Origin of the sequence: Mesorhizobium sp. L-8-3 (genome assembly GCF_016756615.1) — a bacterium.
Lineage (GTDB): Bacteria > Pseudomonadota > Alphaproteobacteria > Rhizobiales > Rhizobiaceae.
Genome location: NZ_AP023262.1, coordinates 2,683,126 through 2,706,114, shown reverse-complemented (window position 1 = coordinate 2,706,114; position 22,989 = coordinate 2,683,126). Strand labels below are relative to the sequence as shown.

The following is a 22,989-nucleotide window of genomic DNA, read 5'->3' as shown; positions in this document are numbered from 1 at the left end:
ACCAACGTCGGCGACTGGCGGAACCGTTGCCGCAGCGTTCCCTTCTCCCCTTGTGGGAGAAGGTGGCCTCGCGAAGCGAGGTCGGATGAGGGGTTCTCCTGCGATGTGCGCGCGCAGGCAACGCTCATCGACTGCTGCCCCGAGCCCGCAGCCATTTCTTCGCGATGCGACAGACCATCGTATAGGCCGGATCGAACACGTTGCCGACGTCGTAACGGACGACTTGCCCCATGAGGTGGCTGGTCGCTGCCGGGGAGAGCCCATAGTCGCTGGTCAGCCACTCGAACATATCGGTGGTGGCGTGCTGCAGGGCCTGCTCGAGCGGCCGCGCATTGCCGACGGAGAAGATGTCGGTGGCGCTCTCGCCACGCGGCCAGACGAGCGTGCGGCCCTTTTCCACCGTCAGCCGCACTTCCACCTCGAAACAGGTCTCGATGCCGGTGCCGACGATCTCGCCGTCGCCCTGCGTGGCGTGACAATCGCCGAGGAAGAACAGCGCTCCCGGCACGGCGACCGGAAACCACACCGTCGCGCCGGGACAAAAACCCCGATAGTCCATATTGCCGCCATTCTCGGCGCTGGTGGCGGTCGAGAAGGCCTGCCCCAGGGAAGGCGCCACGCCGAAGCAGCCGATCATCGGCTCGAGCGGCAGCACGAAGTCCTCAAGGCCGGGCACGGTCGGCTCCAGGGAGGCCGTCAGCGCCTGCCGGTCGATCCGCCAGTTCACCTTGGCGCGCGGCGGCAGGCGCCGGACGAATTCCGGGTCGACGACATTGCCGGCGAGCGAGCCGCGGGTCCAGCCATGGTCGCGGATCGGCGTCATGCGAAGAATCTCGACCTTCAGTGCATCGCCCGGCTCGGCGCCGGTCACGAAGATCGGGCCGTTCATCGGGTTCGGCTCGGTAGCGCGCTGCACACCGTCCTTGTCGATCCCATGGGCATCGACGGTTTCGGTGATCACGGTGTCGCCGGACGCGACCGCAAGGGCCGGAGGCAGGGTGCCCAGGACATTGTGCCAGGCGGATGGGCGGAAATGATGTGTCGTCATGGCCGAAGGGGTAGCCGAGCAGCGGCGGCATCGCAAGCGCGCGCGGCGCCGGGCTGCTTCACCAACGTGTCGGCGGCAAGGCCAGGACGCTTTCCGTGACCCTGATTGAAAGCAGCCTTTTCAGGTCAAGACGTCGGAAAGGCCGCCCGTCGGCGGATGAGTTCGCCGAAGACGTCCCGCGTGCCGGGCACCCCTGCCCTTCCCGGGTTCCAGCGCCGGCCCGCGAGGCCGTCATGCGCCATGCGCTCGACGATCTCGCCGATGTTCTTGCCGCGCGCCGGATCCTTGAGCCGATCGCAGATCTGACCAAGCGTCTTGCCGTCCCGCGCCGTCTCGATCGTGCCAGGTGCCATTGGGGTGGCCCGGAATGCTCGTCAGCGTCTCGACCTGGCCGACCACTTCGACATTCTCGGCCCTGTGGTTCCGCACATCATGTCCGCCACATGGACTTGCCCCAGCGTCCGAGAATTGCCGTTCTCCTTTACTACGCAATGGCATGTCTGTAGTCTGGACCCTGTCTAGAATGGATTTGCGTTAGAGACTTCGGGCCTGACAGGAGAGTGGGCGCTACGCCCAACGCCGTCTGTCAGGGTTGGAGGCTGAAAAGCAATGGACCTGACCAGGCGCGACGTGTTGAAAGGCGGCTGCTCGGGCGGTGCAGTGCTAGCATGCGCGTTCCTGGCGCCGGCGGAGGCATCCGACGCCGACCAGGTGATGGAATTCGTCGGGCAGCAAATCGGGGGAGTGGTCACCGCGTCGGACAGCGTTCACCTCGTCATGCCGGCGACGTTCCCTACCGGCTATACGGTCCCGATGGAACTTCGGGTGGACAGTCCCATGACAAGGGACGATCATGTGCGGCGCATACGCGTCTTCGCGCCCGAAAACCCCATTGTCGAAGTCGCTGGTTTCAACTTTGTGCCGGGGCGCAGCGTCGCGCGGGTGTCGACGCGCATCCGATTGGCCAAGCCTCAAAACGTCGTCGCGGTGGCCGAGATGAATGACGGCAGATTGCTGGCGGCCAGGACATGGGTCGACGTCGCCAGCAATGGCTGCGCCTGAGCCCTGAGGGAGACGGATCCGTGACGGCCCCCAAACCGCGCGTCATCGTACCGGATACAGCCGTGAAGGGGGAAATCTTCTCCGTCAGGGCCATCATCAGCCACGACATGGAAACCGGGCTGCGCCTCGACGAGAACGGCGCGGTCATACCGCGCAGGATCATCAACAGATTTGCCTGCACCTATCTCGAAACTGAAGTGTTCAGCGTCCATCTTCATGAGGCCGTTTCGGCCAATCCCTTCTTCGAGTACTTCCTGACCGCGACGGAGAGCGGCCCCTTGGAATTCGTCTGGGAAGAAGATGGCGGCAGGGTGTTTTCATTGTCTCACGATCTGGTGGTCCGTTGAGGGTGCGAACCGGACCGAAGGACTTGCGGCTCCATCATCAGAGCGCGCGGGCGAGCCGCGTCGGCGCGCTTGTTGGGGCGAGCCTCGTTCTGCTCGGTGCGCCGCACGTCGCAGCCGGGAACGAACAAGGGCGTCAGATCGCCGCCACCTGCGCGTCGTGTCATGACCCGGCCGGAGGCGAGCAGGGAATTCCGACACTTGTCGGCCTGGACGAGCAGGCGATCGTTCGCGCGCTGAAGGCCTATCGAACGAGCGAAGCGCCGAGCCATGTCATGCACGCGGTCGCGCTGTCGCTGACCGACGAGGAGTTCGCCAGCGTCGCACACTACATTGCCACGAGCAGCGGTCGGACCGGTTCGCCATGACGCGATGGACGCGACGCAAGTTTGTTGGCCTGACGGGAGCGACGCTGCTGGCGGCGGCGGATCCGAAAGCGGCCCTGGCCCAGGCTCTGCCTCGCGTCGTGGTGGTCGGGGGCGGCATCGGCGGAGCGACGGTCGCCAGATACCTTGCCGCCCTCGCGCCGCCGATCCACGTCACCCTGGTCGAGCCGAAGGAGCGCTATGTCACCTGCTTCTTCAGCAATCTCTTCCTGGCCGGCTTGCGCACGCTCGATTCGCTCTCCCACGGCTATCGGTCGCTTGCCGAGAAATCCGGTGTGATGATCGTCCACGAGGCGGCGACCGGCATCGATCCCGTCGCAAGGACGGTTGAACTGAAGAGCGGGAGCCGCCTCCCCTACGACCGCCTCGTCCTCGCCCCTGGCGTCTCCTTCAGGCTCGACGCCATCGAGGGTTATGACGAGGCGGCCACCGAGGTCATGCCGCACGCCTGGAATGCCGGCCCGCAGAGCGTGCTGCTGCGCCGGCAGCTGGAAAGCATGGAGGACGGCGGGGTCTTCCTGATCGTGGTTCCGCCGGACCCTTTCCGATGCCCGCCGGGTCCCTACGAACGGGCATCGCTCGTCGCCGACTATTTCAAGCGGCACAAGCCGAGGTCCAAGATACTGATTCTCGATGCGAAGGATGCCTTCAAGCCCCAGGACGTCTTTCAGGAAGCCTGGTCCCGCCACTATCCGGGCATGATCGAGTGGCTGCCCGCACAGTTCACCGGCGCGACAAAAGCAGTCGACGTCGGTACCCGATCCGTGATCACAGAAGGGGAGACGTTCAAGGCTGCGGTGGCAAATGTCATTCCGCCGCAACGTGCGGGGGCTCTGGCGATCGAGACGGGTTTGGCCGACAAGTCCGGCTGGTGCCCGGTCGATCCGATGACGTTCGAGTCGACATTGCAGCGAAATATCCACCTCGTCGGCGACGCCATCATTGGAGGCGACATGCCGAAATCCGCCTTCTCCGCAAATAGCCAGGCCAAGGCATGCGCCTTCGCGATAGCCGCGGAACTTGCAGGATCACGGCAGTTTGCTCCCCACCTCTTCAACTCCTGCTACACGTTTCTCGCCCGCGACGACGCGTTCACCAACGCCCTGAACTTCCGGCCCGATCCGGTCACCGGCAAGATCAAGGTCGTCGACAGCTTCGTCAGCAAGGTTGGCGAAAGCGCCGAACTTCGCCGGAAAACGGCGCGGCACGCAATCGGCTGGTACGCTGCGTTCACCCGCGACACCTTCGGCTGATTACGTCCTCATCCGCCTTGCACCGCAGAACGGGTCAGCGCCGGAACAAGCGCGCCGACGCCGTCCAGCTCCGTGTCCGCCTGCCGTGTCCGGGTCGAAACCGGTTCGGGAAGCCGGCAAAGCCTCAGCGAGTTGACGACCAGGAGAAGGCTGGAACTTGCCATCACGGCGGCGGCCAGGACCGGTTGCAGCAAGCCGAGCGCTGCAAGCGTCAGGGCGACCAGATTGTACCCGAACGCCCAGACGAGGTTGGTGATGACCGTCCGCCTGACCATTCGGGCGACCGAGACGACCCACGGCAGCATCCACAGGCCGCCCGAAGGCAACAGGACGGTAGCCGTCTCGCGTGCCAGGTCGGTGGCGCTGCCGACGGCAATGCCGATGTCGGCTTCCGCCAGGGCAAGCCCGTCATTCAGGCCGTCGCCGACCATCGCCACGACCGGGTAGGTCTGACGGAGACGATCGAGCGCGGCGCTCTTTTCCTCGGGCGACAGCCCGGCCGCAGTGTCCTCGATGCCGACCGCGGCGCCGATCCGGCGCCCGGCCTGTTCGAGATCGCCGGTCAGGATCGCCACATGCAGCCCGAGGCCTTGCAGTTGCCCGATCGTCGAACGCGCTTCGGGAAGGGGGGTGTCGTCGAGCGCCAGCACGGCACGAACGCGCCCAGTCCAACCGACCTGGATCAACGAATGGCCGCTGGCCTCGAGCGTCTGTGCCCGCGCGCCCAAGGCGGGTCCAGCCTGCCAGCCCATGTCCTTCATCAGGGCACCGTTGCCGGCCGCCACGGTTTGGCCGCCGATGCTGCCGAGGACGCCCCGACCGGGCACCACGCGGACGTCGTGAACCTTGGCCGGCTCCAGACCCCTCTGGTTGGCCGCGGCCATGACCGCTCGCGCAAACCCGTGTTCGGAATGCCGCTCCAGTCCGGCGGCGCGGGCAAGCACCTCGTCGCGCTCCACCCCGTCGGCATCGACGCCGACGATGCGAGGGGTCCCGGACGTGAGCGTCCCCGTCTTGTCGAATGCAAGCAGCCGACAACGGCCCAGCGCCTCCAATGCGGCGGGGTCGCGAACGAGACAGCCGCTACGCGCGAGCCGCCCGATGCCGAGCGAGGTCGCAAGCGGAGCGGCGAGACCCACCGCACAGGGACAGGCGACGACGAGCACCGCGAGCCCGGCCAGAAGGGCCTGGTCGAAGGGAAGCGAGCGGGCCCACAAAACGGTCGTCAGCCCGCCGAGAACGACGACAAACGGCACGGACATGCCGACGACGCGATCGGCGACCCGCTGCAGCGGGCTGGGACGGGACAGCGCCTCGCGGACCGAATGGCAGATCCCCGCCCAGCGGGTCGAGGTCCCCGCGGCGGCGCTCTCGATCAGGAGCGGCCCGTCGAGGTTGACACTTCCGGCGATCACCGTCGAGCCGACGCCCTTGACGATGCGGCGGCTCTCGCCGGTGATGGCCGCCTCATCGGTGTGAGACTCACCCTCGACAACGACGCCGTCGACGGACACACGCTCGCCGGGCATGGTCCGAACCAGCATGCCGGGGCCGATGTCGCGCACGGGGCGGCGCGTCTCGATACCGTTTTCGACGACCGTGGCGCTTTCGCTCTCGGCGGCGAGCAGCGGCTCCAGGTCACGCGCGGCCTTGGCGCGCCCGGCTGCCTCGATGTAGCTGCCGAGGGTGAACAGCATCAGCACCATCGTGGCGGTATCGAAATAGACATGCTGGCTCCGCTCGAACATGGCGAACACCGAGTAGGCGTAGGCAGCGGTCACGCCGAGCACGACGAGAGCGGCGGAGGTGAGGCGTCCCTGTCGCGCATTGATGATGGTCTCCCGCAGATACGGTTCCCCCAGAATGACCAGGGCAGGCGTCGCGAAGATCCACAGCAGCAGGTGGATCCACGGGATCAGCCAGGCATCGGCATCGAAGGCGCCCGCATAGATCACCAGGCTGACAAGCATGACGTTCATCGAGAGAAAGCCGCCGACGCCGAGGCGGATCAGGAGCCACGTCGCCTCGAATTCCTCGTTCCTTCCGGTCTTCACCTGATAGGCGATGCAGCAGCCGTAGCAGCAGAAAGAGCACGCCTCGCCGTCGAGCGTTCGCTGCATCGGGCGTAGCCCGAGCGGCAGGCGACAGTGGGTACAGAAATCGCCGGCAGACGTCATCATCCGGCATCCGGCTCCGCGTGGCCGACGTTTTCGATGTGCGCCTGATGATCCGGATGCGCCTCGAACGAGACGACGCCGCGCCAGATCGTGATCACGCCGAGCGCAAGAATGAAGCTGCCGGCTAGCCAGACTCCACGCTGCCGCCACGCCGGCGCCAGGACGCGCGCCAGACCGCCCATCGTCAGCATCGCCGGAAACGTCCCGAGGCCGAAAGCCAGCATGACCAGGAAGCCGGAAAGCGGAGCGGCCGTGCTGCCCGCCTGGGCTGCGAAGGCATAGACGAGAGGACACGGCAGGAAGCCGTTGAACACACCGAGCGCGATCGGGGCCGCCTGGCTCCGGGCCGCAATCAGGCTGCGCAAGGACATGGCAAGCGTACTCCCGCCAAAACCCATCGCGACGCGGCGGAAGCCGTGGAGCAAGCCGAAGAACTGCAACGCCATGGCGATCATGAGAAGCCCGGCGACGACGGCAAGAACCCGCTGCGCGGTGTCGAACTGACCGGAGGGCAAGGACGCGGGCGCGCCTGACGTCATGCACACGGCTTGACCCAGCGCCCCTGCCAACGCGCCCAGAAAGCAGTAGGTCGTCAGGCGACCGAGATTGTAGAGAAGGTGGCGCGCGACAGTGGCGGCGCCGCCGCGCGGATCGCGGCCGAGGGCGCAGGCGAAGCCGCCGCACATGCCGATGCAATGAAAGCTGCCCAGGAATCCGGCGCCGAAGATCACCAGGTAGTAGGCCGTCATCTGCAAACTGTCCTGTCGCGGACGGGAGCGATCGACCGTGGACCCGTCCCGCTACCGGCGGATGAGCCACACCACCCACGCGAAAAAGGCGATGTGGAGGACCGCGCCGCCGAAAAACGCGATCACCTGGAAGACGCTCGCATCAGCTAAGGAGAAGGCGGTTTCTGCAAGCATGCTGCTCCTCCCGATCAGAAAGCGACGAGCAGGACGTTCGAGGCAAGGGCGGAGACCAGAATGACGAAATTCAGGACTGCGGCCACCAACACGAGTCTGGCTGCCCACATCTTACGCTCCTTTTGACCTTGCACTAGCCGATCCTCCCCGGTCCGATCCCGCCCCAATATTGGTAGGCGTAGTAGAGCCCCCAAAGGAACATGACCCCATAGACCACGAGCAGCCAGATGGGCAGGCGGCCATGTCGCGCCTGCACCTGGCCGCCGCCATAGTCTTCCAGGTCGTCGTCGGGCGAATGTTCATCGGGATTGTTCGGCGCGGGATCTGTTTTCGTCACTTTCGATCTCCCTTTCACAGAACCTCTTGGCTTCCTCGTCGGCGCCGTGGAATGCCCCCGCGAGAACGGCCCAGACAAAGACGCAAAGCGCGCCGAGGCTCATCAGCATCGCGCTCGCATAGGGTCCCGTGATCTCAAAGCCTTCCATGGTTCGATCTTCCTTCTGGCGAAGCCCTTTTCGTACCGATCATCCTCCGCCGCCCTCCCCGGCAGCGCCGGCGCTGCCGGGATCGTAAGCGGTCGCCGGAGTGGCCGCATTCAGCTCGAGGTCATTGAGCGCGGCACGCTGCGCCTCGACGATCGCCAGGGGTTCAAGCGTCAGCGGATCCTTGTAGGCTGAGAGCGAAAGAACGTAGTAGGAGAGCGCCCACCGGTCTTCCTCGGGCAAGGCATCCCGATAGGAAGGCATGGGCGTACCGCTCAGCCCGGTCGTCATGGTGCGGAAGATGTCTTCGACCGCCGGCCCCGACTTGAACTGCCCGCTGGTGAGGTCGGCAGGCACGATCGCAAAGCCCAGGTCGTCCTTCAGCCCGGCAGCTTTTTCGCCGTCACCTTTCCCGCCCTGGCCATGGCATTCCCAACATTTCGCAACCTGCCAGGTCTGCTTGCCCCGATCGAGCATCTGCTGGGACGGAGCCGGCGGCTTGCCGATGTAGAGAGGAGGGCCGGGCGGCTCCTCAACGAAATATGCATAAGGATTGGCCGGATCGGACCGGTCTACCGCAAGCTCGTATTTGATGTACTGGATCACGGAGAGACGATCGTTGAGAGGCAGTTCGTACCAGGCTGGCATCGCCGTTCCACGCACGCCCCGGGTTATCGTGCGCAGCAGGTCGCCGTCGGTCGGCAGAGGCTCCTTCGTCAGCCTGAACTTGAACACGGCGACATTGAAGTTGCGCGGGCGCTGGTTGAACATGAAGGTCGCCGCGGGCCCGTTGCCGTCACCGTTTTCGCCGTGGCAGCCAAGGCAGCGCCGCTCGTAGACCTGCTTGCCGTGACGGATCCATTCTTCCGAACGCGGGATCGTCGCGTCCATGACCTCGAGCTGCTGCGGCTCGAACAGGTCGCGCCACTTGCCGCGGTTCATGCCGAGCTTCTGGACATAGGCCACGAGCGCCTCCAGATCTTCCGTCTCGGCGGCGATCTGCACCGTGTCGAGGTCGAACTCCTCGTTGGGCAGTTGGATGACCGGCGCCTTGTCGCGGGCTCTTCTCGGCACGAACAGCAGCCCGTCGGAATTCGGCGTCAGCCTGATCTGCTGCTTGCTGGCGAAATCGAAGAGTGCCTCGGTCCTGGGGGTCTTCTGCAAGGTGCGGCCGCCGGTTCCGTCGTCTACGATCCCCACCCGCTCATCCTGGCTGTCGAACAGGCCGCGATAGGGCGCCATCACCGAGTCCGGCGACAGCATTCGCGGATCCCAGAAATGGGCATAGTGCCATTCGTCGCTGAATTTCAGGCCGACGCGCATCAGGTCGGGGCCGATGCGGCGGGTGCCGAACAGATGCGGCACGTCGAAGGCATATTCACCGGATTCGGTCACCGGCCCCCAGCGGCGCGTCTCACCGGTTACCGGACGTACATATTGCGAATGACAGTACCAGCAGCCCTCGCGCAGATAGACGGCGCGACCACGCTGCTGCTGGGGCGTGTAGTCGGTCGCGTCGGTGATCATCCATTTCAACTGGCCGAGATCCGTGCGAACCACCGAGCTGACGCGGGTGGTCCGCGCCGAGGGCTCGAAGAAAGGCAGGAAGCCCTGGATGATCACGGCCGCGAAGAAACAGAAGATGCCGGCGACCAGAGTGACGAAGCGCCCGCTCATTCGGCGGCTCCGCCAGCCGGGACCGGAGCGACGCCGAAGCCGGCGCGTTCGTCCGCCGGGGCCGGTCGCGCGAGCGCCGTCAGCATCAGATTGATGACGAGCAGCGTCATGCCGATGTCCATGCTGATGCCGGCCATGGTGCGGACGAACCAGTAGGGCCGCATCGCAAGCACCGTGTCGAGCCATTCCGTGCCGGCCATCCACTGGAAGCCCTGTTGCAGGCCGCCGGCGGTCAGACCGAGGCCCATGGTGGAAATGCCGGCCGTGATCAGCCAGAAGGCCCAGTTGCCCATTTTGAAGGACCAGAGCTCGCGTCCGCATGCGCGCGGCCAGACGTAGAGCAGTCCACCCATCGCCCACACCACGAAGGTGCCGAATACGGTGAGGTGCGAATGCGAAATGACGAAGTCGGTGAAATGGGTCGGCTGCTGAATCTGGCGCAGCGCCTCCGTCGACCCCTGGAAGCACCCGAAAAGATACATGATCGCACCCATGATCAGGAACTTCGCGGGCAGGTTCCGTCCAAAGCCGTCCCAGCGGCCCATCACCGTGCCGAAGAAGTTCACGAGCACCGTCCATACCGGGATGATCAGCAGCATCGAGGTCACGATCGCGATCGTCTCGGCCCAGTCGGCGATAGGGCTGTACAGATAGTGGTGTATGCCGACGAAAGGATAGAACAGCGCGAGCGACCAGAAGCCGACGAGCGAGAGCTTGTGGGCGTAGATTGGATTGCGCACGCTGATCGGCAGGAAATAGTAGATCAGCACATAGCCGGCCGGCGTCAGCCACAGCCCGACGATGTAGTGAATGTAGAGGCCATGGAAGGCGGCGCTGTTGATGCCGGTGATCATGTAAGGCAGGAGAATGCCCAGCACGAGGTTCATCGTCGTCCAGACGAAGGCGCCAATGAGATACCAGAGCGCAACGTAGAGCGGCGGCTCGAGGCGCCTGGCGATGGTCAGCAGGAACTGCGCGGTCGCGACGGCGACGACGAGAAAGGTCGGAATCTTTGCGAACAGCGGAAACTCGCCCGCCTCGAGGCCATGGTTCTCGCCCAGCGGCAGCGCGATCAGTGCTGCCGCGGTCGTGACGTTCCAGACCCAGGCGAGCGGAACGTTCCACCGCGACCATGGCACCCGCACGCCGCAAAGCCGGGGCACCAGATAGTAGCATTCGCCGATGAAGAGCGAGGAAAAGGCGCCGAAGATAACGCCATTGACATGGACCGGGCGCAGTCTGCCGAACGTCGTCTCCAGCTGGGTGCCGAGATAGTCGGGGAAATTGAAGAGGCCCGACAGCAGCACGCCCACCGACGGCGCGACGAGGAGCCAGAACATGCCCCAGTAAAGCCACGTTCGAACCGCCGGCCAGTCGACCAATTCATCAAGGTCGACGCCTTCGAACCTGCCCCGCAAGACTGTTCCTGTCTCCGACACGGCACCTGTCCCTATGCCACGGTCGTCTCGCCGCGCATTGTTCCCCTTCCCGGCAGGGGACGATACCGGGCGCGAAGTCACGCGGGCGAGGCCGAGCCTCGCCCGCGCCAAAGCCTAGTACTTGCCGGGCACCAGCACCGAGCCGCTGTTCGACCAGTAGATGTAAGCCTCCAGGGCCTTCATCGCCTCCGATTCCGGATCGATCTTTTCGCCCTGATTGGGCTTCTCGATGCACCAGTTGATCATGTCGCGCAGCGTTGCGAACTTGGCCATCGACACCTGGAACTTCGGGAACGCATGCGGGTGGGTATCGGCGGCCATTGGATGGCACATGGCGCAGGCCCACCCGGTGGTCGACAACTTGACACCGAGCTGCTCGGCGGTCGCCGCATCACCATGGAAGAGGAGATCCCCCTTCCTGACTTCCGCCATGAAGGCTTCCTGGTATGCCTTCAATTGCTTTGGTGTAACCGGATCCTTGTTTGCGCTGGCCGGCACCATCAGTGCGGTCGCGCATGCGCCCGCAAGGGCGCAGTGCCGCAGGCAGAGGAATGCTGAATTGGTCCACATGGCCATTCCTCCTATGGATTCGCGAACGGATACATGTTGTCGGCGATGCGCGGGCGTATCACCTCGGAAATGCTCTTGGAGTAGTCCTCCGGCGACTGGATGAAGACCTCCTTGCGGCCCCACATGATGTACTCGACGTCCACGTTGTCGTCGGCGGTCACGTTCACGGTTTCCCACCCCACCCCATCGAAGTGATCGCCGGGGTCGGCGCGTATCATCGGCTTGGTCAGCTTGGGCACACCTTCCGGGGCATAGGGCCACGGCCACGAGGTCGCCAGCATGCCGATGGAGCGCATGGTGCCGATCTCGTTGTAAAGCACCTGATGCACATGGCCGTGGATATTGGTGACCTTGGTGTAAGGCCTCAGGACATCGTGCACCTCGCGCCAGTCGCGCACCCAGAAGTTCCACGGCGGATAGTATTCGTAGAGCGGATTGTGGCTGAAGATGATGACGGGCTGGTCCTTGCCCCAGTCGGCCAGCGTCTTCTCCATCCAGTCGAGCTGGTCGCGGCCGACACCCGCCCACGGCCCGGCGACCGTGCCGTCGAGCGTCGCCATATGGCCCATGCGCTCCTCCGGCGTCATGTTCTTCGCCGTCCAGTAGTCCGGGCCCCGGCTCACCGTGTCGAGACCGATGAAGCGCACGCCCTTCAGGTCGAAGGTCCAGTTGCTCTCCCCGAAAAGTTCCATCCACTTCTTCCCCATGTCGAGGTACCAGTCGTGCTCGCCGGGGATGTAGTGTTTCGGAATGGTGACGTCCTTCAGCAGTTCGACGCCGAGCTCCAGTTCTTCGATCTTGCCGAGCTGGGCGAGGTCGCCGCCGAAGATCAGGAACTCCGCGGGCGGGTCCATCGCCTGGACTTCCTGCGCGGCCCGCAGCGTTTTGTCGACGAAGCGCGTGTTGAGCGATCTCGGATAGAGATGCGTGTCCGAAATCCAGGCGAATTTGAACGGCGCCTCGGCGGCGTTGGCGACGTCGATCGTATTCAGCAACGGCCACCATGCGAACGTCTGGCCGACGGTGGCGGCGCCGAACAGGAGCGACTTGTGGATGAAAGTGCGCCTGGTGATCTGAAGCGAGTCGTCCGGGCGCACTCCGGGCGGCTGCAGCACTGCGTGCATCTCTCGACGCAGGCGGTCAAGCTCGTCGGACATTGGGTTTCCTCCTGGCCCATTGGACCGGTCAAAAGAGCCACCGATCCGAGACGAGGCGGACGCAGCCCCTCGGCCGCGTCATTTTATGGCAGTCTTATTGCTTCTTCAGTTCGACCTCCAAGGTCGTGGGCTGGCCGCCGGCGACGGTAACCTGCGTCTCGACCGGCCCGGTGAAGGGCTGGACCGCGACAAGCTTATAGTCGCCCGGCGGCACGTCGGTGATGCTGAACTTGCCGTCCGCGCCGGTCACCGCGTAGTAGGGATTGTCCACCACGTAGATCCAGCCCTCCATCCAGCCATGCGCGTCGCAATCGACGCGGACCGTGCCGACACGAGGCAGGTCGGTCGGAATGCGCTGCCCCTTGTTCGGCAAGGCAAGATTGAACGCAGTGCGCTTGCCGTAGTAGCCGTGGGTGTTGTGGAGCACGGGATCGCTGTTGACGATGTCGATGCCTCCGGGTGCGATCACCTGGACCTGGGGTTCGAATCGGCATTTGATATTGTCGAGCTCGGGCTTCTTGCCGGACTCGGGCCAGTCCTTGCCCTTGGCGACTTCGGCCAGATAGACCACGGCACTTTCGACGGCCTGGCCTTCGCCCACGCGGATCAGCGGTTCCTCGCGCGGTTCTCCGCAAACCTCCACGTCCTTGGTGGGTATGATCGTTTGCGTCGGCACGTTGCCGCGATAGACGACGGTGCCCTCGATCGTTCCGCCGCCTTCGACAGGCCCGATTTCGTAGGCTTGCGCGGGCAAGTCAACCATTGCCGCCCCGCCGAACGCAAGCGCTCCTGCCATGAGAATTGCGGCTCTCATCGCAGCGCTCCTCCCGTTGTCATTTCGGGCGTTGCCACAGATAATATTTAGAATTAGTCTAGAATCAACTAAAAAACACGATCTTGTGTTCGAGGAAGATCGGCAAGGGCTCGATAGGCACGTTTCGGGAGGAGAGACGGCCATGGGAGGAGGACCTTACGGGCTTCGCGATTCGGTCCATCCCGCGGAAGGTTCGGCGGACCGATCCCGTGCAGATCAGCCGGGCGGCAATATGCGGCAGCATCATCGGAACTACGAAAACTTCTTTTCCGAAGCGATAGCGCGACCGCAGTTCGAGCGACGCTATCGGGTTCTCGCCGAACCTGAAGCGGATCGTCGGCCGGTTTCCCCGAACCGTCTGGCTCGCCGAAGCGATCGTCGACATGTGGGACCGGCTCAGGCGAAACAATATCGCTCGCGCAGCAGCATGACCCTCTGACGGTTCTGTCCAAGGGCCGCCTTCAAAAGGGAGCAGTTTCGTGACAGCCAAGCAGATCAAATTCTCGTCCGAGGCTCGCGAGGGGATGTTCCGTGGCATCGACACCCTTGCCGGAGCCGTGAGCGTCACGCTGGGGCCGCGGGGCCGGAATGTCGCCATCGACAGATCCTTCGGGGCCAGGATCACCAAGGACGGGGTGTCGGTGGCCAGGGAGATCGAACTCGGCGACAAGTTCGAGAATATGGGTGTCCGGATGGTGCGGGAGAGCGCCATCAGAGCCTCCTATCTGGCCGGCGACGGCACTACGACCGCCGTCGTCCTTGCGCGCGCAATCCTGAGGAACGGCATCAGGGCCGTTGCAGCAGGCATGAATCCCATGGACATGAAGCGCGGCATCGATCGCGCGGTCAAAACGGTTGTCGCGGAGCTCGGGAAGAACGCCAGAAGCGTGGTTTCGAACGCCGACATCGCCCATATCGGCACCATAGCCGCAAACGGCGACATCGAAGTGGGGCGTATCATCGCCGACGCCATGGGCAAGGTCGGCAACAGCGGCGTCGTCCTGGTCGAGGAAGGAACGACCTTGCGGACCGAACTCGAATTCGTAGCCGGGATTCAGTTCGACCGCAGCTACATCTCTCCTCATTTCGTCACCAACCGAAAGAAGATGGCTGTGGAAATGGAGGATGCCCTCGTCCTGCTCAGCGAGAAGAAGCTCTCCAATACAAATGAATTGCTCCCGCTCCTGGAGAAGGTAGTCCAGACGGGGAAGCCGCTCCTCATCATCGCTGACGACTTCGAAGGCGAGGTCTCGGCGGCTCTGATCGTCAACAAGCTACGCGGCAGTCTCAAAGTTGCAGCGGTGAAAGGTCCTGCCTACGGAGACCTGCGCAGGTCCATTCTGCAGGACATCGCGCTGCTGACGGGCGGAACGGTTCTGTCGGACGAACTCGGCTTGAAGCTCGAAGAACTGCAGCTCGACTTTCTGGGCCGCGCCAAAAAGGTGACGGTAGACAAGCAGAATACGACCATTGCGGGAGACGCCGCCGGCAGGGGGGACGTCGATGCCCGCATCGTTCAACTCAGGGCCCAGCTCGAGGAGAACCCTTCCGACTATGACCGCGAGAAGCTGCAGGAGCGGCTGGCCAGGCTGACCGGCGGCATCGCCGTGATAAGGGTCGGCGGCGCCACCGAAATCGAGGTCAGGGAGAAGCGGGATCGCATCCGAAACGCCGTACATGCCACGCGTTCCGCGCTGGAGGAAGGCGTGCTGCCGGGTGGCGGGGTTGCGTTGCTGCGGGCAAGCCGTGCGATCGGCAATCTCGAGACCGACAATGCCGATCAAAACGCCGGGATCGCGATCGTCCGCGATGCGATCACTTGGCCGGCGCGGCAGATTGCGACGAATGCCGGGCAAGACGGCTCCGCTGTCGTGGCGAGAATTCTCGAGAGCACCGACAGTGCCTTCGGCTACGATGCCCAATCGGGCCGATACGGTGATCTGTTGTCGATGGGCATCATCGACCCCGCGAGAGCCGTGCGCTTGGCGCTTGAGGGTGCTGCTTCGGTGGCTGGCCTTCTCATCACCACGGAAGTGATGGTGGCCGAGCTTCCCGGCCCGCCACCGCCGGAGCTTCCCGGTCATCACGACCACGACGATCACCTCGACATGGAGTTTTGAGCCAAGGGTCAGCCACGTCCATATAGCTTTCCTCGCCCGGAAGGCGTGAGGCTTTCTCGACCTCTGAGCGCCATGACAGAGGGAAGAGTTGTTGCGTGTCTTGCGATAGCTATACTTCTGGTCTATCGAATCTGCACATTGCAGGGCGAAGACGCGAGGTTCGATCGCAATGGGACATGAGCCTGCCGAGAGCTTGAAGCCTGCCGACTGGGTATCGGAGCGACTGCGCCATGCCGGACTGCGGCCGACGCGCCAGCGTGTCAACCTGGGTCGCGTCCTTTATTCCAAGGGCAACCGCCACGTCTCGGTCGAGGAGCTGCATGCGGAAGCCGAGGTGGCAGGCTTTCGTGTGTCGCGTGCGACGGTCTACAACGCGCTGCATCGATTTACCGAAGCCGGCCTTGTGCTCGAAGTCGTCCTCGACAACGGCCGCACCTATTTCGACACCAATCTGAGCGACCATCATCATTTCTTTGTGGAAGGGGAAGGGCGGCTGATCGACGTGGTCGCCGACATTGCGGTCGATCGTTTGCCAAAGCCTCCCGAGGGCATGGAGATTACCTCGGTGGAATTGATCATGCGGGTGCGCCGTCGATCCTGACCATCGCAACGTCGCGCTCTTTTCTCCGGATGCGCCTTTTTCTTCGCTATCAACCTGCCGTTTCGATTGGCTGCTGGGCAGCCAACAACCCAAGGCTCTGGCCTATCTGAAGCATTGCGCATAAAGTAGCACAGCTAAAGCATGTCTCCCGAAAGTGGACACCGGTTTCGGGAAAAAGACATGCGCCAAATCAAGAACCTACAGCGTGTCGCGTGGATCCTTTTTCACGCGACACGCTGTAATTGAGGTGCTGCGTCTCGATGGAATGCACTTCGGCGGTTGGAGCTTCGGATACCCCTGATCGGATGGCGGAGGAACTGCGCAAGGCGGGCCTGCGCCCCACGCGCCAGCGCGTCCAGTTGAGCTGCCTTCTCTTCGGCAAGGGCCATCGCCACCTTTCGGCCGAGGATTTGCACTTGGAAGCCGAAGCGGCAGATGTCCATGTCTCGCTTGCCACAGTCTACAACGCCCTGCACAAATTGACGCGGGCGGGGCTCCTGCGCGAAGTCGCCGTCGATAGCGGCCGTGCCTATTTCGACACCAACGTCAGCGATCACCATCACTTCTTCGTCGAGGGCGAAGGACGGCTCATCGACCTCGTCGGCGACATGGGTATCCAGCACCTGCCGGAACCTCCCGAGGGCACGGAGATCACCGCCGTCGAACTGCTGGTGCGCGTTCGCCGCCGGTCTTGACTTCCGGCAGGCCATTTCGGTCACGGAGCCGTCTGCCGGCCTGGATCGCGCCGCGTCGAACTCAATGAAGACGAAATCGGATTTGTACCCCGCATTGGACGCCAAACGCATCCGGGAGGCTTGCACCAAGGCGGCGCTTCCCGAACAGGAGGACAAAAGCCCCGCTTCCACCAGCCGCCCGGATGATCGCGCGGTCGTTTCGTTCAGGTCCGCTCACCGATGTGCTGCGGCAAGACTGTGTCGTCAATGCCGCTCAGCGAGGTCGACGGCCCACCCCGTCAAATGCTCTTCCCGTTCGAGGAAGCGATGCGCGTGGCCGCGCCCCGGCCGCCGCTCGGCACCACGACGAGTTGCTTGATCTTGCCCTGCTTGAAGGCCTTCAGGAAGCGATTGTAATCCTTGAAGGCGACGCAGCCATGCGATTCCGCCCGGCCCCCGCGCAGCAGGTAGCTGTGGGTGAGGAAGCCGTCTCGCCCGTGCTTGTTCTTGCCGTCCACCGGCAGCATGCGGATGGCCTCGACGCCGTGGAAGCGTTTCTCGCGCATTTTGAGATTGTAGGTGTGCGGAGGGGTCGGCCCGTTCATCTTGACATGGGCGTAGCGTGGATTGTCGGCCATCTTGCCGATGCCGGAATGTGCCTCGAGCACCGAGCCGTCGGGCATGTAGACCCTGGCGGCGCTGATGTCGTAGACGGCCACGCCGTTCCCGGCCTTCGGCCCGCCGCCGAACATGTCGCGCAGCGTCCGGCCGAGGCCGCCGCCGGACCGCGTCTGCGAGGGATCATCCGGCCGCGCATAAGCGAGCTTCTGCTGTTTCGGCTTCTCGCGCTCGTCGGCCTTTTTGGGTTCATCCGGCTTGGGTTCGGCCGCTTGGGGCGTCGCCTGTTCCCCAGCCTGCCTCCCGGCGGGCTTTTCCGCCTCGGCGGCAGGCTTTGCAGCCTGCTCGCCACGCGGGCGAAACTGCGGCAACGGACCGTCGGACGGCAGGGCGGCGGAGTCGGTATCGAGGTCCTGGGCCGCCGCTGCCGGGTCCTCGTCCCATTGCGGCGCAAGCAAGGTCGAGAGCGCGGCCCCCGCCGAACCGCCCGGCGAGGGATCGGCATAGGCCAGCAGGGCGAGCGGCTTTTCGCTCGAGCCGAGGGCCCGCGGCGCGAAACGTTCGGGTGTGGGCGCATCGGACCTCGCAGCCGGCCTGGCGGCGCGCTCGAAGAGTCCGGCCAGCTTGTCCGAGGTCAACGCGGCCTCTTTCACCACCGCATCGAAGCGCGTCGCCTTGGCATTCTTTCCTGCAGTCGGCCCGGTTCGGCGGGCTGATTTGGCGGGGCCGGCAACAAGGCTCGCCGCCACGACCGGCTGCCCCGCCGCGATGACCTGCCTGGGCGTGCTGGCGATCCTGGCCTGCTTGTTCGAGGGGCGTTCCTTCAGCCGCTCCACATAGAGCTGCGGCCGCGGCAAGAGTTGGCCCGAGCCGGGAACGAAGGAACTGCCGATCGCCAGTATGCCGGCCGCCGACCATGCAGCCGTGCCTGCAAAGGCAGCTCCGAAGCAAGTGATCAGCAGTGGACGCAACAGACGACGAATATGCCCTGCAGTAACGACTTTACTCATTCACGCTTATCAAACCAGCGAGCCCCGCAAAGGTCTTCGGTCGGCCAAAGGCCGGCGCGGCGTGACTTCTGGATTGTCCCCAACTTTACCGAGTGACCCGGAAAGGATGGACAAATATGGTTAAATTTTGCTTGCCAGCAACAGCGCTTTTTCCGGCAGCAGGCGTTTTCGGGGCCAAAACCGGCCTTTTGGGCGGGTTTGTTACCGTCGGAGACAAATCTTGACCGTCGTGGCTGCCGTTTCGCCACCCGCAGGCATCACGGCCGGCCGTCGCAACGCACGAGATTGCGGCCGTAGCCGTCATCGATATGAAGCTCGGTGCGGGTGATGTGGCGGGCATCGTCCGAGCAGACGAAGCGACGAGGCGTGCCACGTCGGCCGTCTTGTTTCTGACCCTTTTCCGGTACCGTCGCTCTACGCCTCGAACCAACTCTCCTTCGCGCTGCGTGATGATCCCGGAAACGTCACCGGTCTCCGCTCCTCTTCGGCCTGACGCCGGCGGCGGCGCCAGAAAGCCGTGTCCCACCGGGCGGCGGCGGCATAGTGTGCAGCGAGCGCGGGTGCATAGCCGGCAAAACCCTGCTCTGCGAACATTGCATAGCGTGTGCGTGCCAGCTCGTCTTGTCCGTCGAGCATGTCCGACACGGCATAGGCGGCGAGGATGCCCGAGCGCAACGCATGCGTGATGCCGCGCGACGACAGCGGATCGGCGGCGAACAAGGTGTCCCCGGCAGCGACCCAGCGTTCGCCCGCGGCCGGATCGACCCCTGCAGTTCCCGCCGATTTTGCCAGCGAAGCGATTTCTCGCGCGGAAGATGACAAGAGCGGTGCGATGTGCCGTGTGGCCGCCAACGCCCTGTACCATGATGCCGGGTTGCGCAGCTCGCCGCCCAGGTCGGGATCGCTCAGACACGCCACCACCCGGCGTTGCCTGGGCAGGTCGGCGGTGTACCACCAACCCTCGGGCCGTGCCTCGATCACCAGCCGGCAATCGCCGGGCGCGCGGTCGAAGAAGCGGATATATGCCGCGAGTTGACCGTGGACACAGAGCTTCGCGCCAAGCGGTCGCGCAAGCTTCCAGTTGCGCCCGGTCGCCCAGATCACGGTACCGGCCACGACATTCCCATCGCTCAGCTTGAGCTGCCAGTCCTGGCCCTCACGCGCCGCCGAATGCACCGCGCTGCCCAGCCGCACCTCGGCGCCTGCCGTCGCGGCCGCCTCCAGCAGCAGGCGGTCGAACAGTGCCCGGTCGAGTTGCCACCCGGCGCCCTGGGCGTGGAAAATACTGTTGCGCTCTTCGAGCGCATCGCCGGCCCATGCCGAAACGACCGCCCGGCACTCGACGAAATCTCCGGCCAGGAACGGCTCCAGGACCCCGATCTGGCGCAGCAGCCCGCGCGCGGCTGCCGGCAATATCTCACCTGGTTTCACCCGGTCGTGGCATCCTGCCTCGAGCAGCACCACGCGCCGGGCCGGCGCGTGGCGACGCATCGCCAGCGCTGCGGCGGCCCCCGCCGGCCCGCCGCCGACGACAGCGACATCAGTCCGCCCGGGCCGCATAGAACGACGCCACCACCCCCGCCGGATTCGTGCCGCCGCCGGCGCCCGAATGCGGGATCGTGCGTATCACCGATCCCACGATCGCGGGCACTTCGAGCTGGTCGGTGCTGTTCGGCCATACGGGTACGAGCCAGCCGATATAGTCGTACATCCATTGCTCGCCACCCACCACGCCCTTGCCCTGGAAGCGGACCTGCATCGGCGCGCCGTAGCCGAAGCTCCCGCGCAGATCGAGCGACCAGCCCGGCCCGCCGATCGTTCCCGACAGCTCCGTCGTGGACTCCTCCGCTATCGTCAGCGTGCCCGCGCCGAACAAGAGGTCATTGGCCGCCTTCGACAGGTCGGCGTCGTTGAGGAAGCTGCGATAGGCCCAGTTGCCGGCAAACGGGTTCGTCATGTCACTTCCCCTGAATCTTCCACGCAGATGTATTTGATGCCCGGCGAGGGCTGATCGAGGTCGCCCTTGGGATTGCGCACCACGAAGCCGAGCTTCGACCATTCGGTCACCATTTTCAGGTCACCCTCCAGCGTCTGCGGAATCCCGCGCGCCCAGTTGCGGAACTGGAAGTCGTTGCCGACGGGATAGTAGACCTGCATCGGCCGGTGCGCGGGCCACCACAGCGTCTCCCAGACGCGCCGCTCGCGCTCCATCAGCGTATTGCCGACGCTCCCCGGATAAAGGACGTTCCACTCCTCATAGGTGACGTCGATCGTCTGCGTGGAGCATTCGTTGAAATCCGCCTGCCACGGCAGCCCGCAGAGCTTGGTCAGGTCGCCTGGCTGCAGTCCGACATCGAGGTTGCTGCCTTGCGACAAAGGCTCGGAGGCATAGGCGGAATAGTCTTCCTCGCTGACGCCCGATCCCCAGCGATTGGCATTTTCCTGCGCCGCGGTCAGCACGAAGCTGTACCAGTCGGGGTCGGACTTGATCCGGTAGGGTTCGCGCCAGATCGCCGGGTTGCGGATGATCCAGGTCACTTCGCCGCCGGGGCAGAAGGCGCCGCCAAGGCCGTTCGACAGCACGCCCCGGTCGAGCCCGCGCCCGCCCGGCGCGTTCCAGTCCTTGTAGGGCTGCCACGGATCGATGGCAGGGGCGAAGCCGGCATCCACCTCGTCGATGAACATGCCCGTCGCCCATTGCCGAAGCAGGAAGAGCTGCGTGTCGGTCAACCGCAAGAACTTGCTCACCGTCCTGTTGGTGATCGGATTGTCGCCCGCGAGCAAGGGCATCAGCGGCAGGTGATAGGTGCGTGTCGCCGGATTGGCCTCGAGCTGGAACAGGTTCTCTTCGCCCGGCTTGCGCAAGAGGTCGAACAGATAACGCCGCGCGGAGCCGCCGGGATCGGTCGTCGCGTCCTTGGCCGCCGCGGCGAGCGCGCGATCGAGCAGCAGGCCGGAGCGGTATTCGAACGCCAGTCGGCGCAGGGCGACCTCGATCGGCTCGTCGGGATCGGGGGTGCGGTCGGGTTCGCCCGGCTCCTGCCGCGACGAGGGCCGCGCGAGCTCGAGCACCTGCTTCGCTGGTGGCTCCATGGCCGCGGCGATACGCCCGATCACGTCGGCGACCGCCGCGTCGAATACCGCGAGCGCCTCTGCATAAGCGGGATCGGCTGCGTTTTCATTGTCGCCGAACACCATGCGCCACCGCGCGGCATAGGCCTGCGGCGCCTCGTCGTCGCCGGGCGGGCAGACCGCACCGGCAAATGCTGCGGCCGCGTTTCTGAGCGCCGAGGCGGTATCGCCGACCACCGCCGCGTCGGCCGCACCCGGGACACGCGTCGCATCGATCAGCATCAGGCTCGGCTCGACCGCGGCCTCGAGCAGCCGTGCGCTCACATGATCGTCCTTCGCGCGTCCTTCCTTCCGCGCCAGCGCACGCGGTGCGATCCGCGGCGGTATGCACAGGCGATAAGGATCGAACGTGCCCCGGCTGGACTGGTTGTGCGGAAAATTGGATAGCTGGAGGATGTTGGCGAAATAGGAGAACTCGTCGGCGCGGAACAGGATCGGCCAGATGTCGCGCCAGAACCACGGGCGATAGGCCGCATTCCACTCCACCGGACCCGCCTTCCAATGGAGCAGGGCAGGCGTATCGGTCGGGTCGATCCGCGGCGGCGCCTCGAAACTGCCGGCCGTGCCGTACATGTCGGTGCGATACGCGAATTCGCGGATCGACATGTCCTCGATCACGTCCTCGAGCGTGATCATGTCGAGCACTTCGGGAGCGTATCGCGGATAGCCGACCAGCACCCAGGCCGGATATTCGACATCGATGTAGCGCAGCGCCTGCACGCGATCTTCCATCATCACCAGCCGCGCCATCACCGGCCCGTCGGAGATGTCGTCGAACCAGCCGTCGCTGTTGGCATAGGTCTCGATACGCGGATGGCCAAAGCCGGCAAGGAACGAGCCGCTGTTGCCGTGCCCGCCGAGCACGAGCAGCCGTCCGCTGTCGTCCGTCATCATCTCGCCCAGCGTGTCGATGTCCCTGGGTGACATCCCGGCCGGCGGAAAGTTGACGGCATAGGCCGGATTGGTGTCGCGCCCGAAGCTCGCCTTGCGCCGGGCAGTGCAGTCGACGGCCTGCGGACCGGCATCTATGATCAGCTTTTGCCGCTCGATCGGATCGGTGATGGAGGCGTTGCGCAGCGGCGTGCCGTCGGGATAGCCGGTCTCTCCGCGCAGCCCGTCGAAAGTGAACCATGCCGCCTTCTTGTTGGCGAGATGGGCGCGCCATTGAATGTCGACGAGCTTGCCGCGATTGCCGCCGCCCTCGATCTGGTCTCCGATCTTCAGGGGGCGGCCCACGGGGTTGTCGGCGTCATAGACGAAGATCTGGAAGCGCGCGGCCTGGCGCTTGATCCGGCCCTTCCCGTCCTTGAAATGCTTGACCGGCGCATCGTCCTTCGCGGCATTTCCATTGGCGTCGCATTCGATGGGCAACTGCGCCGGTCGCTCCGGCGAGATGCAGAAGCCATCGGGGCTGTCACCCAGCCGGGCGATGCCGATTGCGGGGTGGATGCGGTAAACGGATGGCTCGGCCATGCGAATTTCCCCCTCTGCCTTGCCGGTCG

The 22,989-nt window shown here is 64.7% G+C and carries 22 protein-coding genes; 7 read left to right on the top strand and 15 right to left on the bottom strand.

Going from position 1 to position 22,989, the window contains the following annotated elements:
- Window positions 1-124: 124 nt before the first annotated feature.
- Together JN302_RS12760 and JN302_RS12755 are read right to left on the bottom strand one after the other, a co-directional pair.
- Window positions 125-1,048, bottom strand: coding sequence for an acetamidase/formamidase family protein (locus JN302_RS12760; RefSeq protein ID WP_202333114.1), 924 nt, complete (start codon window positions 1,046-1,048; stop codon window positions 125-127).
- A gap of 125 nt (window positions 1,049-1,173) precedes the next feature.
- Complete coding sequence (locus JN302_RS12755) at window positions 1,174-1,401, bottom strand: hypothetical protein (protein WP_202333113.1); 228 nt, start codon at window positions 1,399-1,401, stop codon at window positions 1,174-1,176.
- A 256-nt stretch (window positions 1,402-1,657) separates the two neighbouring features.
- On the opposite strand from JN302_RS12755, the gene JN302_RS12750 reads away from it, so the two are divergent.
- Genes JN302_RS12750 through JN302_RS12735 form a run of 4 tightly spaced genes read left to right on the top strand, consistent with a single transcriptional unit; the run spans window position 1,658 to window position 4,093 of the window.
- On the top strand, window positions 1,658-2,110 hold the full coding sequence (locus tag JN302_RS12750) for a thiosulfate oxidation carrier protein SoxY (protein WP_202312583.1): 453 nt from the start codon (window positions 1,658-1,660) through the stop codon (window positions 2,108-2,110).
- A gap of 20 nt (window positions 2,111-2,130) precedes the next feature.
- On the top strand, window positions 2,131-2,457 hold the full coding sequence (gene soxZ, locus JN302_RS12745) for a thiosulfate oxidation carrier complex protein SoxZ (RefSeq protein ID WP_244846308.1): 327 nt from the start codon (window positions 2,131-2,133) through the stop codon (window positions 2,455-2,457).
- A 23-nt stretch (window positions 2,458-2,480) separates the two neighbouring features.
- A complete protein-coding gene (locus tag JN302_RS12740) occupies window positions 2,481-2,822 on the top strand; it encodes a c-type cytochrome (RefSeq protein WP_244846307.1) in 342 nt (113 codons plus the stop codon).
- Entirely contained in the window at window positions 2,819-4,093 is a 1,275-nt protein-coding gene (locus JN302_RS12735; protein WP_202333111.1) for an NAD(P)/FAD-dependent oxidoreductase, read from the top strand. Before JN302_RS12740 ends, JN302_RS12735 begins: the two co-directional genes overlap by 4 nt.
- Window positions 4,094-4,101: 8 nt before the next feature.
- Here JN302_RS12735 and JN302_RS12730 read toward each other — a convergent pair whose 3' ends face one another.
- From JN302_RS12730 to JN302_RS12695, 9 genes are all read right to left on the bottom strand, one after another.
- The gene (locus JN302_RS12730) at window positions 4,102-6,273 is read right to left on the bottom strand and encodes a heavy metal translocating P-type ATPase (RefSeq protein WP_244846306.1); all 2,172 of its coding nucleotides are present in this window, start codon (window positions 6,271-6,273) and stop codon (window positions 4,102-4,104) included.
- The gene (locus JN302_RS12725; RefSeq protein ID WP_202333109.1) at window positions 6,270-7,019 is read right to left on the bottom strand and encodes a sulfite exporter TauE/SafE family protein; all 750 of its coding nucleotides are present in this window, start codon (window positions 7,017-7,019) and stop codon (window positions 6,270-6,272) included. Before JN302_RS12725 ends, JN302_RS12730 begins: the two co-directional genes overlap by 4 nt.
- Window positions 7,020-7,070: 51 nt before the next feature.
- The gene (locus tag JN302_RS39625; RefSeq protein ID WP_274609080.1) at window positions 7,071-7,193 is read right to left on the bottom strand and encodes a hypothetical protein; all 123 of its coding nucleotides are present in this window, start codon (window positions 7,191-7,193) and stop codon (window positions 7,071-7,073) included.
- Window positions 7,194-7,326: 133 nt separating this feature from the next.
- Complete coding sequence (locus JN302_RS12720) at window positions 7,327-7,530, bottom strand: hypothetical protein (RefSeq protein ID WP_202333107.1); 204 nt, start codon at window positions 7,528-7,530, stop codon at window positions 7,327-7,329.
- Window positions 7,531-7,717: 187 nt separating this feature from the next.
- Window positions 7,718-9,352 carry a cbb3-type cytochrome c oxidase subunit II gene (locus tag JN302_RS12715; RefSeq protein ID WP_202333105.1) on the bottom strand — a complete coding sequence of 545 codons (1,635 nt, stop codon included), beginning with the start codon at window positions 9,350-9,352 and terminating at the stop codon, window positions 7,718-7,720.
- Window positions 9,349-10,791 (bottom strand): cbb3-type cytochrome c oxidase subunit I, encoded by a 1,443-nt coding sequence (locus JN302_RS12710; RefSeq protein ID WP_202333103.1) that lies wholly within the window; start codon window positions 10,789-10,791, stop codon window positions 9,349-9,351. The genes JN302_RS12715 and JN302_RS12710 overlap by 4 nt, the downstream gene beginning before the upstream one ends.
- Window positions 10,792-10,905: 114 nt before the next feature.
- Window positions 10,906-11,367 (bottom strand): c-type cytochrome, encoded by a 462-nt coding sequence (locus tag JN302_RS12705; protein ID WP_244846304.1) that lies wholly within the window; start codon window positions 11,365-11,367, stop codon window positions 10,906-10,908.
- Between the two features lie 5 nt (window positions 11,368-11,372).
- Entirely contained in the window at window positions 11,373-12,518 is a 1,146-nt protein-coding gene (locus tag JN302_RS12700) for a metallophosphoesterase family protein (RefSeq protein ID WP_202312572.1), read from the bottom strand.
- Between the two features lie 94 nt (window positions 12,519-12,612).
- Entirely contained in the window at window positions 12,613-13,281 is a 669-nt protein-coding gene (locus JN302_RS12695) for a carboxypeptidase regulatory-like domain-containing protein (protein WP_202314714.1), read from the bottom strand.
- Window positions 13,282-13,811: 530 nt separating this feature from the next.
- Between JN302_RS12695 and groL the strand changes: the two genes are divergently transcribed.
- From groL to irrA (JN302_RS12680), 3 genes are all read left to right on the top strand, one after another.
- Window positions 13,812-15,452, top strand: a complete 1,641-nt coding sequence (gene groL / locus JN302_RS12690; protein ID WP_202333102.1) for a chaperonin GroEL — start codon at window positions 13,812-13,814, stop codon at window positions 15,450-15,452.
- A gap of 169 nt (window positions 15,453-15,621) precedes the next feature.
- A complete protein-coding gene (gene irrA / locus JN302_RS12685) occupies window positions 15,622-16,053 on the top strand; it encodes an iron response transcriptional regulator IrrA (protein WP_202314712.1) in 432 nt (143 codons plus the stop codon).
- Window positions 16,054-16,358: 305 nt separating this feature from the next.
- On the top strand, window positions 16,359-16,748 hold the full coding sequence (gene irrA / locus JN302_RS12680) for an iron response transcriptional regulator IrrA (protein WP_202312568.1): 390 nt from the start codon (window positions 16,359-16,361) through the stop codon (window positions 16,746-16,748).
- Window positions 16,749-17,026: 278 nt separating this feature from the next.
- On the opposite strand, the gene JN302_RS12675 is transcribed toward irrA (JN302_RS12680), so the two are convergent.
- The 4 genes from JN302_RS12675 to JN302_RS12660 form a co-directional block, all read right to left on the bottom strand.
- The gene (locus tag JN302_RS12675) at window positions 17,027-18,355 is read right to left on the bottom strand and encodes a tlde1 domain-containing protein (protein WP_202333101.1); all 1,329 of its coding nucleotides are present in this window, start codon (window positions 18,353-18,355) and stop codon (window positions 17,027-17,029) included.
- A gap of 414 nt (window positions 18,356-18,769) precedes the next feature.
- Window positions 18,770-19,915 carry an NAD(P)/FAD-dependent oxidoreductase gene (locus JN302_RS12670; RefSeq protein ID WP_202333100.1) on the bottom strand — a complete coding sequence of 382 codons (1,146 nt, stop codon included), beginning with the start codon at window positions 19,913-19,915 and terminating at the stop codon, window positions 18,770-18,772.
- On the bottom strand, window positions 19,896-20,312 hold the full coding sequence (locus tag JN302_RS12665; RefSeq protein WP_202333099.1) for a hypothetical protein: 417 nt from the start codon (window positions 20,310-20,312) through the stop codon (window positions 19,896-19,898). The genes JN302_RS12670 and JN302_RS12665 overlap by 20 nt, the downstream gene beginning before the upstream one ends.
- Entirely contained in the window at window positions 20,309-22,960 is a 2,652-nt protein-coding gene (locus JN302_RS12660; RefSeq protein WP_202333098.1) for a LodA/GoxA family CTQ-dependent oxidase, read from the bottom strand. The genes JN302_RS12665 and JN302_RS12660 overlap by 4 nt, the downstream gene beginning before the upstream one ends.
- Window positions 22,961-22,989: the final 29 nt, after the last annotated feature.

Bases quoted from the DNA above. Each gene is read 5' to 3' on its own strand.
- JN302_RS12760 (WP_202333114.1), bottom strand. From the start codon at position 1,048: ATGACGACACATCATTTCCGCCCATCCGCCTGGCACAATGTCCTGGGC.
- JN302_RS12755 (WP_202333113.1), bottom strand. From the start codon at position 1,401: ATGGCACCTGGCACGATCGAGACGGCGCGGGACGGCAAGACGCTTGGT.
- JN302_RS12750 (WP_202312583.1), top strand. From the start codon at position 1,658: ATGGACCTGACCAGGCGCGACGTGTTGAAAGGCGGCTGCTCGGGCGGT.
- JN302_RS12735 (WP_202333111.1), top strand. From the start codon at position 2,819: ATGACGCGATGGACGCGACGCAAGTTTGTTGGCCTGACGGGAGCGACG.
- JN302_RS12730 (WP_244846306.1), bottom strand. From the start codon at position 6,273: ATGATGACGTCTGCCGGCGATTTCTGTACCCACTGTCGCCTGCCGCTC.
- JN302_RS12725 (WP_202333109.1), bottom strand. From the start codon at position 7,019: ATGACGGCCTACTACCTGGTGATCTTCGGCGCCGGATTCCTGGGCAGC.
- JN302_RS39625 (WP_274609080.1), bottom strand. From the start codon at position 7,193: ATGCTTGCAGAAACCGCCTTCTCCTTAGCTGATGCGAGCGTCTTCCAG.
- JN302_RS12715 (WP_202333105.1), bottom strand. From the start codon at position 9,352: ATGAGCGGGCGCTTCGTCACTCTGGTCGCCGGCATCTTCTGTTTCTTC.
- JN302_RS12705 (WP_244846304.1), bottom strand. From the start codon at position 11,367: ATGGCCATGTGGACCAATTCAGCATTCCTCTGCCTGCGGCACTGCGCC.
- JN302_RS12700 (WP_202312572.1), bottom strand. From the start codon at position 12,518: ATGTCCGACGAGCTTGACCGCCTGCGTCGAGAGATGCACGCAGTGCTG.
- JN302_RS12695 (WP_202314714.1), bottom strand. From the start codon at position 13,281: ATGGTTGACTTGCCCGCGCAAGCCTACGAAATCGGGCCTGTCGAAGGC.
- irrA (WP_202314712.1), top strand. From the start codon at position 15,622: ATGGGACATGAGCCTGCCGAGAGCTTGAAGCCTGCCGACTGGGTATCG.
- irrA (WP_202312568.1), top strand. From the start codon at position 16,359: ATGGCGGAGGAACTGCGCAAGGCGGGCCTGCGCCCCACGCGCCAGCGC.
- JN302_RS12675 (WP_202333101.1), bottom strand. From the start codon at position 18,355: ATGAGTAAAGTCGTTACTGCAGGGCATATTCGTCGTCTGTTGCGTCCA.
- JN302_RS12670 (WP_202333100.1), bottom strand. From the start codon at position 19,915: ATGCGGCCCGGGCGGACTGATGTCGCTGTCGTCGGCGGCGGGCCGGCG.
- JN302_RS12665 (WP_202333099.1), bottom strand. From the start codon at position 20,312: ATGACGAACCCGTTTGCCGGCAACTGGGCCTATCGCAGCTTCCTCAAC.
- JN302_RS12660 (WP_202333098.1), bottom strand. From the start codon at position 22,960: ATGGCCGAGCCATCCGTTTACCGCATCCACCCCGCAATCGGCATCGCC.